Here is a 12,873-nt window from a genome sequence, read left to right as displayed (position 1 = left end):
CCATAGTTCGATGCTTCGCATCGCCCCGGAATGGCAGTAGCTATTTCGGTATCTCGCCAAAGTTCTTCCCCACCGGCAGCACCGCGTGCCGGATCAGGCGCGAATCCTCCACCGCCGCCTGGCGGTGCTTGACCGCCTCGCGATAGACGGGGTCGCGGATCATCTCGACGAAGGCGGCGACGCTTGGGTATTCGGCAATGAAGCAGTGATCCCAGCGCTCGTCCTGCGGACCGATCAGCATCAGCTCGAACCTGCCCTGCCAGACGATGCGGCCGCCGAGGCGTTCGAACACCGGGCCGCTTTCGCGACCATAGGCCGCATAGGCTTCCGCGCCGCTGGCCTTGCGGCCATCGGGATACGCCGCCTCTCTGCGCAGGCGCACGAGGTTGAGCATGTGAATGGGGCCGGGGCGGTCGTTGTCCCGGAATTGCGCAAAGACGTCCTTGGTCGGATCGATGTGGCCCATGCGAGTTCCCTCTTCGTTATGGCCGCGATCCTAGCTCTGCCGTGGGATGAGCGGAACTGCGGCCTGGGAATGCCGCAGCTCCTAATCAGGCGTTAAGGCCGGGGTAACGGGGCCTTAAACCCCGACCGCTAGCGTGCGGCGGGGCGGGATGACCGGGCGTTTGCGTATGGGGTCGGGAAAGAAAAAGGGTGGGCGGAAGGAGCCGTTGTTCGGCTTGCCCGCGGCGCTCGCCGATCTGCGTCTGACGGCGGCCGATCGCATTCCCGGCGGCGGCAACGACAAGCCGAAAAAGTCGTCCAGCAAGCGCAAGAGCGACAAGTCCGACGACGAGCCGCCGCGCGAGCAGAAGTCGCAACCGAGCCGCAGCGGCGCCAGGCGCCGGTCGAAATCATCCATCGGCGCGGGCCTCGGCCGCCTCGTCTATTGGGGCGCGGTGCTGAGCCTGTGGGGCGTGATCGCCGTGATCGGCGTCGTGATCTGGGTCGGCGCCCACCTGCCGCCGATCCAATCGCTGGAGATTCCCAAACGTCCGCCGACGATCCAGATCGTCGGCATGGACGGCAGCATGCTGGCGCAGCGTGGCGAGATGGCCGGCGCCAATGTGTCGCTGAAGGACCTGCCGCCCTATTTGCCCAAGGCCTTCATCGCCATCGAGGACCGCCGCTTCTATTCGCATTTCGGCATCGATCCGATCGGCATCCTGCGCGCGCTCGTCACCAACGTGCTCCATCGCGGCGTGTCGCAGGGCGGCTCGACGCTGACGCAGCAGCTCGCCAAGAACCTGTTCCTGACCCAGGAACGCACCATGGCGCGCAAGCTGCAGGAGGCGGAGCTCGCGATCTGGCTGGAGCGCAAGCATTCCAAGAACGAGATCCTGGAGCTCTATCTCAACCGCGTCTATTTCGGCTCCGGCGCCTACGGCGTCGAAGCCGCCGCGCAAAAATATTTCGGCAAGCCGGCCCGGAGCGTAACGATCGCGGAGGCCGCGATGCTGGCCGGCCTGGTCAAATCGCCCTCGCGCCTCGCGCCGAACCGCAATCCCGAAGGCGCGGAAGCGCGCGCGCAGATCGTGCTGGCGGCGATGGCGGATGCCAAATTCATCACCGAAGCGCAGGCCCAGGCTTCGATCGGCCACCCCTCCTACAATGTGAAGCCGGTCGGCGCCGGCACCGTGAACTACGTCGCCGATTGGATCGGCGAGGTGCTGGACGACCTCGTCGGCCAGATCGACGACAGCATCAAGGTCGAGACCACGATTGACCCGAAGCTCCAGGCCGCGGCGGAAGCCGCTGTCATCGACGAGCTCGCGGCCAAGAGCGTGAAGTTCAATGTCAGCCAGGGCGCGCTGGTGGCGATGACACCCGACGGCGCGGTCCGCGCCATGGTCGGCGGCCGGAACTATTCCGACAGCCAGTACAACCGCGCAGTCACCGCAAAACGCCAGCCGGGCTCCTCGTTCAAGCCGTTCGTCTATCTGACCGCGATGGAGCAGGGCCTGACGCCCGATACGGTCCGCCAGGACGCGCCGATCGAGGTCAAGGGCTGGAAGCCCGAGAACTACACCCACGAATATTTCGGCGCGGTGACGCTGACGCAGGCGCTGGCGATGTCGCTCAATACGGTCGCCATCCGCCTCGGCCTCGAGGTCGGGCCGAAGAACGTGGTGCGCACGGCGCACCGGCTCGGCATCTCCTCGAAGCTCGAGCCCAACGCCTCGATCGCGCTCGGCACCTCGGAAGTCTCTGTCGTCGAGCTGGTCGGTGCCTATGCGGCGTTCGCCAATGGCGGCTTCGCAGCCGCGCCGCATGTGGTGACGCGGATCCGGACGCTGGACGGCAAGCTGCTCTACATGCGGCAGCCCGACGAGCACAACCAGGTGATCGAGCCGCGCTATGTCGGCATGATGAACACGATGATGCGGGAGACGCTGATCTCCGGCACGGCCAAGAAGGCCGAGATCCCTGGCTGGCAGGCGGCCGGCAAGACCGGCACCAGCCAGGATTACCGCGACGCCTGGTTCATCGGCTACACGTCGAACCTCGTCACCGGCGTCTGGCTCGGCAATGACGACAACTCGCCGACCAGGAAGGCGACCGGCGGCGGCCTGCCGGTAGAAGTCTGGACCCGCTTCATGCGCACCGCGCACGAGGGCGTGCAGGTGGCGGCCCTGCCGAACCTGCAAAGCAATTGGGGGCCGGCGAACCTCGTGCAGGTCTCATCGCAGGTGTCGCCGCCGACGCAAGCAGTGACCGGCCCCGCATCGGCGCCGGTCAACAATGGCGGTTATCGCTCACCACCGCCGGCGCGCGCCAATGCGCGACCGGAGGCAGCAGCCGGGCTCGATGGCTGGCTGATGGACCGGCTGTTCGGCGGGAATCGATAAGCTTCGGCCGGAGGTCTCGGTCGCCTCACGACAAAAAACGCGAAAACAACCCCATGCACAGTAGCCGGCGTGGTTCGGCATGAAGCGCGGTGGATTGGTCGAAGGCGTTGATGCATCGGCGGAAATCAGGAGCGCGGCGCAAGTGGCGCTAGATTCGCGCGAGACACGCACAACGTTGCCTTCTCTCCGCTGTCATTCCCCGCCTAGTGCGCAATTGCGCACGGGGGCGGGGAATCCAGTACGCCGCGGCGTCTCGGTTTAGCAACGACGGCCTCTGGAATACTGGATCGCCCGCTCCAGTGCGCAAGTGCGCACAAGGCGGGCGATGACAGCTAGCAGCCCGCTCTAATCCTCGACCCCATATCGGTGCAGATCGTTGCCGTACGTATCGAGCCACTTCTTGGCGCGCTCCATCGACGGGCAGATCTTGCCGCAGACGCGCCAGAAGCGGGCGGAGTGGTTCATCTCGACGAGATGGGCCACTTCATGCGCGGCGAGGTAGTCGAGCACGTAGGGCGGCGCGAGGATCAGGCGCCAGGAGAACGACAGCGAACCGGCCGAGGTACAGGAGCCCCAGCGGCTGGACTGATCGCGGATCGAGAGCCGCTTCACCTTGACGCCGAGCCCGGCGGCATGGGTCTGCGACGAACGCTGCAGATCGCGGCGCGCCTCGCGCTTGAGGAAGTCATGGACGCGACGGTCGGCATGCTCGACGCCGCCGGCGACGCAGACAATGCGTTCACCGCTGTCGCGAATTTCGGTCCACACCGTCCCGCGCGTGCCGGCGCGATGCACGATGCGATGGGGAACGCCGCGGCGAGCGCAAAGCGGTTGGGAATTTCTTTCTTCAGTCGGAGCACACGGGCATTCTTTCGTTCAGCGAACAACAGGCGCTGGAGCGAGATGTGGGATACACCCAGGAAGTCAGCCTCGATGAAGAGCGGGCTGCGGGTACAAATCGCTGCGTGACTGAAATTCGCCCATGCGACCCACTTGATGGCCACGCTGATCGCGCCTTTGCCTGTACTTAGAAGGATGTCGCCCGGCAGGATTTTCTCGGTGCGAAACGCAAAGCACTGCCGAACTCTGTCGGTCGCCATATGCCCCTCGACGAAAGACGTCCAGCAACTTATCTTTCCTGGACGTGCAGAAGACACCTAGGCGATATGGGGTTTCCTCATACTAGAGTGACTGCCGTTCGGGCGTTTTGTCGCGTTTCACCGGCTGCTGACGTATTTGTGACCGCGGGTACACCGCTCCCATAGGCTTCGACTATGTCGCCCCACCCAGACACCTATCTCGGACGCCTGTATGCCCGGCTCTCGGAGTGGATGGCGCTCGATGACTTCGAGCGAGCGCTCAAAGATTACTTTGAGGGTCCACGCTCTGAGGCGGAGCTTGCCGACTACCGCGCCAAGCGCGGTGTCGCAAAAAAGCTTCGCGACGAGATCGTGCCTGTTCTCCACCATATCAAATTTACGAAGGCTCGTGGTGAGATTCGGTTCGAGCTGAATAATGACGTGCCGGACTGCTGGCTACGCAGCGCCCCGACCGCCGCACCCCAGGGATTGGAGGTCACCGTGGCGCAATCGCGGGAGCAACAGCGGCTTGGCCAACAGATGAATGAAACGAAAGGAATAGTCCCGGGCCACCTCGGTTTGCCCGACGACGCTCCGGAAGCGCTCTTTAAAATGCGGCTGGAGCGAGGACGCGTCATGTACACATCGGATGGCGCGCTGACGGCCATCGGAAGCGGCATCAAAGCGTGCCTTCGTAGGAAGAGCCGCCCCAAGTATGCCGGGCATGATCTGCTGATCGAAGCTCCGTTGCTCACTCTGCCCAAGGAACGCTGGAGCCTTATCGAAGAGGAACTGCGCACGAAAGCCGGTGCGCTACCCTTCCGCGAAATTCACGTCATTGGCGATCAAGATAGATCTCCTTACGGCTTTCGTATCAAGTGAACCTCCAGCGGACCACGGATGCACGAAGTTGCTTTGTCAGCCGCGCGGCTTGATCAGTTCGTCGAGCATCTTGCGGGCAAGCTCGTCGACCGTGTTGAAGTCGGCAAGCATCTGCGCATGGAACACGACGGGCTTGGCGTTTTCCTCAAACGAATGCTGCACCCAAGGACGGAAACGGCCAAGCTTCATCTGCTCACCTGCGAGACGGTCGTATTCAGCAAAATCGTGCTTGGTCGCGGCCTCGGTCATCTTCGTTTCAAGTTCCCTGTATGCCGCGTGATCCTTCTCCTCGATCACATAGGGTGGAATGTAGAGGGGGATACGGTGGGCGAGCGCATGGCGAAGATCAGCAAGATGCTCGAACCACTTATCGAGCGTGGCGACATACTCCTGAAATTCCCTTGAGAGCGTGGCGCGTACGCTGGAGTTCTTGGGGCCAAGGCCGACATGCCCGTCCGGAATCGGCGTGCCGTCGAATCGTTTTTGCCCGGCATGGTGCATCCACACCCATGCCAAGTTGTCGATGGCGCCAAAGACGTTGAATACGAAACTCTGGATGTTGATCGTAGCGTCCGATAATTCCTCGCGCGATGGCAATTCGCTTCGCTCCGGCGGGATTTGCGTGAACACGTTGTTGATGCAGCGGGTAAGAACCTTGAGGCGACGTGGCACACCTTGACGGGCAAACTCCAAGGCTCGCGGATTCGACAATGTAAGGGTGATATACTTTTCAAGAAGATAGCCAAGTTTACCGTCAAGCGCAGCGTAGTCGTCGGCCAGCATTTTCAGAGCATTCTCGGAGTAATACATGGTGATGCCTCGGGGAGCGATGTGCACGATGTCGGTCTTGAACATCCCTAACGCAAGTGGCGGTTGCAAAAAGAACCGCAGTCGCCCGGTCGGGCGGCTGCGGTTCTTTTTGCGATCTCTCAATTGTTCATCGTCGTCCCGGACCCCGCTTGGCTGCGCTCGTCCGGCATGACGAAGAGAATGGGCCGGCAGCGCGGCCTAATCCTCGACCCCGTACCGGTGCAGATCGTTGCCGTACGTGTCGAGCCACTTCTTGGCGCGCTCCATCGACGGGCATATCTTGCCGCAGACGCGCCAGAAGCGGGCGGAGTGGTTCATCTCGACGAGATGGGCCACTTCATGCGCGGCGAGGTAGTCGAGCACGTAGGGCGGCGCGAGGATCAGGCGCCAGGAGAACGACAGCGAACCGGCCGAGGTACAGGAGCCCCAGCGGCTGGACTGATCGCGGATCGAGAGCCGCTTCACCTTGACGCCGAGATCGGCGGCATGGGTCTGCGACGAACGCTGCAGATCGCGGCGCGCCTCGCGCTTGAGGAAGTCATGGACGCGACGGTCGGCATGCTCGACGCCGCCGGCGACGCAGACAATGCGTTCACCGCTGTCGCGAATTTCGGTCCACACCGTCCCGCGCGTGCCGGCGCGATGCACGATGCGATGGGGAACGCCGCGAAGCGGTATCACTGTGCCAGGCTGGAACGGTGCAGCTTTCGGCAAACGACCAAGACGCGCGGCGATCCACGCACCGTGACGCTGCGCAAAATCCTTGGCTTCGGCGAGCGTGCCGCGCGGCGGGATCGTGAGGATCGCTTCGCGGTCACTGGGATGAATTCTCAGCGTGTAACGGCGCGCTCGGCGGTGCCTGCGGAGCCGAATCGCAAAGAATTGCGATCCATGAGTGATGACGAGGGTCTTCGGTTCGTGGGGCCGCCGATAGAGGAGCGCGCGAGTGGCCATGTCTGTCAGTCCAGGGAGCAAGAGTTCGCCCGGATTCTGCCATAACCGCCGCCACGGAAAGCGCTCGGCGCAAAAACAAATCATTTGCCCAATATACAGGGGTCTGGCGTCCAGGAGACCCTACAGACTGGGGTTGGAACCCCAATTTTTCGCCCCCGCCGGACGCATGTGGCTCCCCCAAAGGATGAGGGAGGACTCACTCCTATGAAACTACCTAAATACCTCGAATCTGGCAGGAACCAGGCCCTGCCGGCGCCCCCGGCAAGCCCTCAATTTTCGGCGGGAAAGCCGAAATGCGCGCTTATTCGGCTGCAAGCGCCCGCAACGAGCTCGGATTCGCAGCCGAGACCATGAAATCATGAATGCGCGGCACGATTTCCGCCTTGAAGCGCGAGCCGTTGAACACGCCGTAATGTCCGACGCCCTTCTGAACGTAATGAACGCGGCGATGATCCGGAATCGAGCTGCACAAGCCGTGCGTCGCTTCGGTCTGACCGAGACCCGAGATGTCGTCGTTCTCGCCTTCGACCGTCATCAACGCAACGCGCGTCACCTTGGAAGGATCGACGCGAGTTCCACGATGCATCATCTCGCCCTTCGGCAGCGAATGCTTCACGAACACGGTATCGACGGTCTGCAGATAATACTCGGCCGACAGGTCCATGACCGCGAGATATTCATCGTAGAAGTCGCGATGCTTGTCGACGAGGTCGCCGTCGCCCTTCACCAGGTTGGCGAACAGACGCTTGTGAGCGTCCATGTGGCGGTCGAGGTTCATGCTGATGAACCCGTTCAGCTGCAGGAAACCCGGATAGACGTCGCGCATCATGCCCGGATGCGGGAACGGCACCTTCGTGATCACGTGGTTGCGGAACCAGTCGATGCCGCGCTCCTGCGCGAGATCGTTCACCCCGGTCGGGTTGCGGCGAGTGTCGATCGGGCCGCCCATCAGCGTCATCGAGGTCGGCACGAAAGGATCGCGACGCGCTTCCATGATCGAGACGGCAGCGACGACGGGCACGGAGGGCTGGCACACCGCCAGCACATGGGTGTTGCCGCCCAGGACGTGCAGCATCTCGACGACGTAATCGATGTAATCGTCGAGATCGAAGCGGCCGTCGCTCAAGGGCACCATGCGGGCGTCGGCCCAGTCGGTGATGTAGACCTCATGCGCCGGCAGAAAGGCCTCGACCGTGCCACGGAGCAGCGTCGCGTAATGGCCGGACATCGGCGCCACGATCAGCACGCGCGGCTGCGGGCTGCGCAGCGGACGAGCGAACTTGCGATCGAAGTAGAGCAGCTTGCAGAACGGCTTTTCCCAGACCGATCGGACCTCGACGGGGACGCGGATGCCGTTGACCTCGGTGTCGTCGAGGCCCCATTCCGGCTTGCCGTAGCGGCGCGTGGTGCGCTCGAACAATTCGCAGGCCGCAGCCACCGACTTGCCGACCTCGGTGCGCGCCCAGGGATTCAGCGGATTCTGAAACAGCAGCCTGGTCGCGTCGGTGACGGCGCGTGCCGGATTGAGAGAGGCCTGCGCCATCTCGTACATCCAGTACATCGGCGTCGTCAGGACCGGACTGCCTTCGCTCGCCAGAGGCGGTGCGCCGCCAAACTCACCAATAGGCATGGTCAAATCCTTCTTCGCATCGCAACATACTGCCGAATGCGTAATATTGCGTCAATGCATGGTTCCGTACATCTACGTGGCGCAGACGATTAATTCAGCCTGAATCCACGGGAAAGTGAGTTATTCGCCGCCCGCGAGCAGCGAGCCGTGCTTCCTGGCGCTGCGCAAAAGGGCAAGGAATGCCCCAAAAGAAGCCATCAGAAGCATTGCATTGATGGCTAACGCATCCAGCATCAAATCGGCCCGGAACGTCTGCTCGATCAGCAACGCGCGCATCCCCTCGAACACGTAGGTCGGCGGCAGCGACCAGGCGATGGTTTGCAGCCATGCGGGCAGCACGCTGACCGGATAATAGATGCAGGCGAGCGGCATGATCGCGAACATCAACGTCCAGACGATGCTCTCGGCGCCAAGGCCGTTCCGCAGCACCAGACCCGAGACAAAGATGCCGACCGACCAGCTGGTGAAGATCAGATTGCAGAAGAAGGCGATCAGCGGCAGGCCGAGGCTGTAGACATTGAAGTGAAAGAACGCAATCGCGAGCAGCGTCATCGGGATGACCCCGATCGCGAGCCGGATCAGGCTCATCACCATCAGCGAGAGCAGAAACTCGATCGGCTTCAGCGGGCTCATCATAAGGTTGCCGAGGTTGCGCGCCCACATCTCCTCCAGGAAGGAGATGGAGAAGCCGAGCTGGCCGCGGAACAGGATGTCCCAGAGGATGACGGCGCCGATCAGGGTGCCGCCGGCGCGCGCGAAGAAATTGGCGTTCTGCGCGATATAGAGCTGAAGAAAGCCCCAGGTGATGATCTGCAGCGCCGGCCAGTACAGCAGCTCGAGCAACCGCGGCCAGGACGACATCAACAGATACCAGTAGCGCAGGATCATCGCGCCGATGCGCTGGACGGAAATGCCGCGGTGCAGGGAAAGCTCGCTCATCTTGCCTCCTCCTTCGCCCCGTTGGTCCGCCCGCGCGCGACGTCCAGGAACACCTCCTCCAGCGTGGTGCGATTGTAGCGGGCCATGATGGCGTCGGGCGTGTCGTCGTCCTCGACGCGGCCACGCTTCATGATGATGACGCGGTCGCAGAGCCGCTCGACCTCGAGCATGTTGTGTGACGCCAGCAGGATGGTGGCGTTGTTTTCGTTGCGATAGCGCTCCAGATGCGCCCGCACCCAGTCGGCCGTGTCAGGGTCGAGCGAGGCGGTCGGCTCGTCCAGCAGCAACAGCTCGGGCTGGTTGATCAGCGCCTTCGCCAGCGCGACGCGGGTCTTCTGCCCGGCCGAGAGCTTGCCGTTGGCGCGGTCGATGAAGTCGTTGAGATCGAGCTCGTCGGCCAGCCTTGCGATTCGGTCGGCGAGGTTTTCGACCGCATAGAGCTTGCCGAAAATAGTGAGGTTCTGCCGCACCGTGAGCCGCATCGGCATGTCGACATAGGGGCTTTCGAAGTTCATCCGCCCCAGCACCTCGGCGCTTTGCTCCGGCATCCGGTGCCCGAGCACGCGGACACGGCCGGAGGTCGGCAGCACCAGCCCCATGATCATCGCGATGGTGGTGGTCTTGCCGGCGCCGTTGCCGCCCAGAAGCCCGGTGATGCTGCCGCGGGGAAGTGTAAAGGAGATGCCGTCCACCGCGCGGGTCTGCTTGTAGAGCTTGACGAGGCGATCGACCTCGATGGCCGCGGACAAAGTGCCATCCGCGACAGTCGGCCGACTTGAAGCCTTCGAGTTCTCAGTCATGCTAAAGGCGTTCTTCCGCCATTGCGCGGTGGAGTGCAAGGCCTGTAACTCCGAAGGCTTGTAGCTCCGAAGGCTTGTAACTCGTTGGAATCAGTGGGCCAGCGTGTTTGTGATCGGACACGCGCACCGCTAGATTGGCCTGTCATGACCGAGACCGCCGCTTCCGACTTCCGCCCTTCGCAACGACACATCCGCCTGGACACCATCCTGCGGCTGCGCTGGCTCGCCGTGCTGGGCCAGCTCGCTGCAATCTTCGTCGTGGCGCAGGGGCTGGAGTTCGATGTCGCCATTGTGCCCTGCGTCAGCATCATCGCCCTGTCGGCTGCGCTCAATCTGGCTCTGCAAACCGTGGCCAACCCGATGCAGCGGCTGAAGCCGCTTCACGCGGCCGGGCTATTGGCATTGAACATCGTGGAACTGGCAGGATTGCTGTTCTTCACCGGCGGATTGCAGAACCCGTTCTCGTTCCTGTTTCTCGCACCGGTCCTGATTTCTGCCACCGCGCTGCCAGCCCGGCTCACTTTCGCTCTCGGCCTGCTGGCCGTGGCGTGTGCCTCGATCCTGTTCTTCTTTCATTTCCCGCTGCCATGGGACTCCGAGGATCCCGTGGTGCTGCCGCCGATCTATCTGTTCGGCGTCTGGCTTTCGATCGTGCTCGCGATCGGCGTCACCAGCCTCTACTCGTTTCAGGTCACCGAGGAGGCGCGCAAGCTCGCCGACGCCCTCGCCGCGACCGAGCTGGTGCTGACGCACGAGCAGCATCTGACCCAGCTCGACGGATTGGCCGCGGCCGCCGCGCACGAGCTCGGCACGCCGCTTGCGACCATCTTCCTGATCTCGCGCGAACTGGAAAAGACCGTGACGGACCCGGTTTTTGCCGCCGATCTGAAGACACTGCGCGAGCAGACGCAACGCTGCCGCGACATTCTGAGCAAAATCACCCAGCTCTCCTCCACCGGCGCACCGTTCGACCGCATGAAGCTGTCGGAACTGATCGAAGAGGTGGTGGCACCGCACCGCGATTTCGGCATCGACATCAAGGTGCGGATCGCAGTGGCGGCTGCAGCCGAGCCGGTCGGATCGCGCAATCCGGCGGTGCTCTATGGCGTCGGCAACATCATCGAGAACGCGGTCGATTTCGCCAACTCCACCGTGGAGGTGAACGCGTGGTGGAACAATGAGACCATCGAGATCGTGATCTCCGACGACGGCCCCGGCATTCCGCCCGATCTCATGAACCGGATCGGCGAGCCTTATTTGTCGCGGCGGCGCACCCAGGATGCCGGCGGCGGGCTGGGGCTCGGCGTGTTCATCGCCCGCACGCTGCTTGAGCGCACCGGTGCCAAGGTCTCGTTTACCAATCGGATCTTCCCGGACCACGGTGCAGTGGTGCAGATCGCGTGGCCGCGGGAACGTTTTGAGACTATCGAGAGCTTCGAGGAAACAATAGGATAGGGCGCGACCTTGCGTCGCACGTAAGGGCCGATCGACTATTGGCGGCCTCGTATTGTGGGCCTTGGCACCGCCCGATTGCGAGGCCATATGTAGGTGCGCAGGAGAGAGGACAAAACCTTGAACGCCATCGCCGAACTGAACGAACAGGCCGACCGCTCGCTTCTCATCGTGGAGGACGACAAGCCGTTCCTGGAGCGCCTGTCGCGCGCCATGGAGACACGCGGCTTTGCGGTGACGTCATGCGACACGGTCTCCGATGGTCTCGCGCAGATCGGCAAGTCCGCACCGGCCTTCGCCGTCGTCGATCTTCGCCTCGGTGACGGCAACGGTCTCGACGTCGTCTCCGCGCTGAAGAAGAAGCGCCCCGAAGCCCGCGCCATCGTGCTGACCGGCTATGGCAACATCGCCACCGCCGTCACCGCGGTGAAGATGGGCGCGATCGATTATCTCTCGAAGCCCGCGGATGCCGACGACGTCGCCGCTGCATTGCTCTCGACCAGCACGGACAAATCCGAGTTGCCGGCGAACCCGATGTCGGCCGACCGCGTGCGCTGGGAGCACATCCAGCGCATCTACGAAATGTGCAACCGCAACGTCTCGGAGACGGCGCGGAGGCTCAACATGCACCGGCGGACGCTGCAGCGGATTCTGGCCAAGCGCGCCCCGCGCTGACGTCTCGTAGGGTGGGCAAAGGCGCAAAGCGCCGTGCCCACCATCTCTACTTCAATCTTGATTGGCTTGAATGGTGGGCACGCTTTGCCCACCCTACGGCAGTCGTGCCCCGGACGCTGCGCAGCACGAAGTGGTGCGCTGCAGAGCCGGGGCCCATACCTCAGCTTGAACCACATATGGGTCCCGGATCTGCGCCGCAACGCCAAGCGGCGTTGCAGCTTGTCCGGGACACGAGACCATTCTACTCCCAGAAATCCGCATGCCCCTGCGGATCGACCAGGCGGTTGATCCGCAAGCCGGCCGCCATGCCAAACCGCACCGTCATCTGCTTGCGCGTGGCGGCTGCGATCTTGTGCTCGGGCGCTTCGCAATGCATGTGCGCGCCATAGGCGTCGGCGATGATCAGGCCGGTGCCTTCGGGGAAAATCTCGCACGGCAGGTCCTGCGTGAAGGCGAAGAACAGCCGGTCGCAATGGGCGCGGTATTCGTGCCATTTCTGATCGGCACGCAGATCTTCCACCGACGATTTGATCTCGACGATCCAGATCTCGCCGCGCTCGTTCAGCGCCACGAGATCAGCGCGCCGGCCCGACGGCAGCGGTAACTCGCTGATGCAAGTGAACCCAAGCGAGCGTAACAGCCGCGCCGTGCCGCGCGCGATCGCGAGCGCCGTCTCGGATTGACGGCGGTCCGGCGGCGGCACGAGGGCGATGTTGCGGGCGTTGTCCATGGGGGGAGTGTAGCCGATTCCATTCTCGGTGGGGGGGGGGGGGGGGGGGGGGGGGGGGGGGGGGGGGGCGCCC

General features: G+C 63.2%; 11 protein-coding genes and 1 pseudogene. 4 read left to right on the top strand and 8 right to left on the bottom strand.

Going from position 1 to position 12,873, the window contains the following annotated elements:
- Positions 1 to 40 precede the first annotated feature (40 nt).
- Positions 41 to 466: a DUF1330 domain-containing protein gene (locus ABID58_RS02440; protein ID WP_148754305.1), complete on the bottom strand. Its 426-nt coding sequence runs from the start codon at positions 464 to 466 to the stop codon at positions 41 to 43.
- 166 nt (positions 467 to 632) lie between these two features.
- Between ABID58_RS02440 and ABID58_RS02435 the strand changes: the two genes are divergently transcribed.
- On the top strand, positions 633 to 2,849 hold the full coding sequence (locus ABID58_RS02435) for a transglycosylase domain-containing protein (RefSeq protein WP_354031669.1): 2,217 nt from the start codon (positions 633 to 635) through the stop codon (positions 2,847 to 2,849).
- Positions 2,850 to 3,194: 345 nt separating this feature from the next.
- Here the strand turns inward: ABID58_RS02435 and ABID58_RS02430 are convergent.
- Positions 3,195 to 3,665: pseudogene (locus ABID58_RS02430) on the bottom strand (M48 family metallopeptidase); the annotation flags it as partial.
- Between the two features lie 515 nt (positions 3,666 to 4,180).
- Between ABID58_RS02430 and ABID58_RS02425 the strand changes: the two are divergent.
- Positions 4,181 to 4,810: a hypothetical protein gene (locus ABID58_RS02425; RefSeq protein WP_354031389.1), complete on the top strand. Its 630-nt coding sequence runs from the start codon at positions 4,181 to 4,183 to the stop codon at positions 4,808 to 4,810.
- A gap of 36 nt (positions 4,811 to 4,846) precedes the next feature.
- On the opposite strand, the gene ABID58_RS02420 is transcribed toward ABID58_RS02425, so the two are convergent.
- The 5 genes from ABID58_RS02420 to ABID58_RS02400 form a co-directional block, all read right to left on the bottom strand.
- Positions 4,847 to 5,665: a hypothetical protein gene (locus ABID58_RS02420; protein ID WP_354031388.1), complete on the bottom strand. Its 819-nt coding sequence runs from the start codon at positions 5,663 to 5,665 to the stop codon at positions 4,847 to 4,849.
- A 153-nt stretch (positions 5,666 to 5,818) separates the two neighbouring features.
- Complete coding sequence (locus ABID58_RS02415) at positions 5,819 to 6,658, bottom strand: M48 family metallopeptidase (RefSeq protein WP_354031387.1); 840 nt, start codon at positions 6,656 to 6,658, stop codon at positions 5,819 to 5,821.
- A gap of 217 nt (positions 6,659 to 6,875) precedes the next feature.
- A complete protein-coding gene (locus tag ABID58_RS02410; protein ID WP_148754303.1) occupies positions 6,876 to 8,204 on the bottom strand; it encodes a polyhydroxyalkanoate depolymerase in 1,329 nt (442 codons plus the stop codon).
- Positions 8,205 to 8,324: 120 nt separating this feature from the next.
- Positions 8,325 to 9,143: an ABC transporter permease gene (locus tag ABID58_RS02405; RefSeq protein WP_354031386.1), complete on the bottom strand. Its 819-nt coding sequence runs from the start codon at positions 9,141 to 9,143 to the stop codon at positions 8,325 to 8,327.
- Positions 9,140 to 9,943 (bottom strand): ABC transporter ATP-binding protein, encoded by an 804-nt coding sequence (locus ABID58_RS02400; RefSeq protein ID WP_354031385.1) that lies wholly within the window; start codon positions 9,941 to 9,943, stop codon positions 9,140 to 9,142. Before ABID58_RS02400 ends, ABID58_RS02405 begins: the two co-directional genes overlap by 4 nt.
- 144 nt (positions 9,944 to 10,087) lie before the next feature.
- Between ABID58_RS02400 and ABID58_RS02395 the strand changes: the two genes are divergently transcribed.
- The gene (locus tag ABID58_RS02395) at positions 10,088 to 11,398 is read left to right on the top strand and encodes an ActS/PrrB/RegB family redox-sensitive histidine kinase (protein ID WP_148754300.1); all 1,311 of its coding nucleotides are present in this window, start codon (positions 10,088 to 10,090) and stop codon (positions 11,396 to 11,398) included.
- 117 nt (positions 11,399 to 11,515) lie between these two features.
- Entirely contained in the window at positions 11,516 to 12,070 is a 555-nt protein-coding gene (locus ABID58_RS02390) for an ActR/PrrA/RegA family redox response regulator transcription factor (RefSeq protein WP_354031384.1), read from the top strand.
- 241 nt (positions 12,071 to 12,311) lie between these two features.
- Here ABID58_RS02390 and ABID58_RS02385 read toward each other — a convergent pair whose 3' ends face one another.
- Positions 12,312 to 12,800 (bottom strand): MmcB family DNA repair protein, encoded by a 489-nt coding sequence (locus ABID58_RS02385; RefSeq protein WP_148754298.1) that lies wholly within the window; start codon positions 12,798 to 12,800, stop codon positions 12,312 to 12,314.
- Positions 12,801 to 12,873: the final 73 nt, after the last annotated feature.

Source organism: Bradyrhizobium sp. S3.2.6 (assembly GCF_040546885.1).
GTDB classification, from domain to species: domain Bacteria; phylum Pseudomonadota; class Alphaproteobacteria; order Rhizobiales; family Xanthobacteraceae; genus Bradyrhizobium; species Bradyrhizobium cytisi.
This window is presented reverse-complemented; position numbering and strand designations above follow the sequence as displayed.

Coding starts and splice junctions, on each gene's coding strand:
- ABID58_RS02440 (WP_148754305.1), bottom strand. CDS start 466: ATGGGCCACATCGATCCGACCAAGGACGTCTTTGCGCAATTCCGGGAC.
- ABID58_RS02435 (WP_354031669.1), top strand. CDS start 633: ATGGGGTCGGGAAAGAAAAAGGGTGGGCGGAAGGAGCCGTTGTTCGGC.
- ABID58_RS02425 (WP_354031389.1), top strand. CDS start 4,181: ATGGCGCTCGATGACTTCGAGCGAGCGCTCAAAGATTACTTTGAGGGT.
- ABID58_RS02420 (WP_354031388.1), bottom strand. CDS start 5,665: ATGTTCAAGACCGACATCGTGCACATCGCTCCCCGAGGCATCACCATG.
- ABID58_RS02415 (WP_354031387.1), bottom strand. CDS start 6,658: ATGATTTGTTTTTGCGCCGAGCGCTTTCCGTGGCGGCGGTTATGGCAG.
- ABID58_RS02410 (WP_148754303.1), bottom strand. CDS start 8,204: ATGCCTATTGGTGAGTTTGGCGGCGCACCGCCTCTGGCGAGCGAAGGC.
- ABID58_RS02405 (WP_354031386.1), bottom strand. CDS start 9,143: ATGAGCGAGCTTTCCCTGCACCGCGGCATTTCCGTCCAGCGCATCGGC.
- ABID58_RS02400 (WP_354031385.1), bottom strand. CDS start 9,943: ATGACTGAGAACTCGAAGGCTTCAAGTCGGCCGACTGTCGCGGATGGC.
- ABID58_RS02395 (WP_148754300.1), top strand. CDS start 10,088: ATGACCGAGACCGCCGCTTCCGACTTCCGCCCTTCGCAACGACACATC.
- ABID58_RS02385 (WP_148754298.1), bottom strand. CDS start 12,800: ATGGACAACGCCCGCAACATCGCCCTCGTGCCGCCGCCGGACCGCCGT.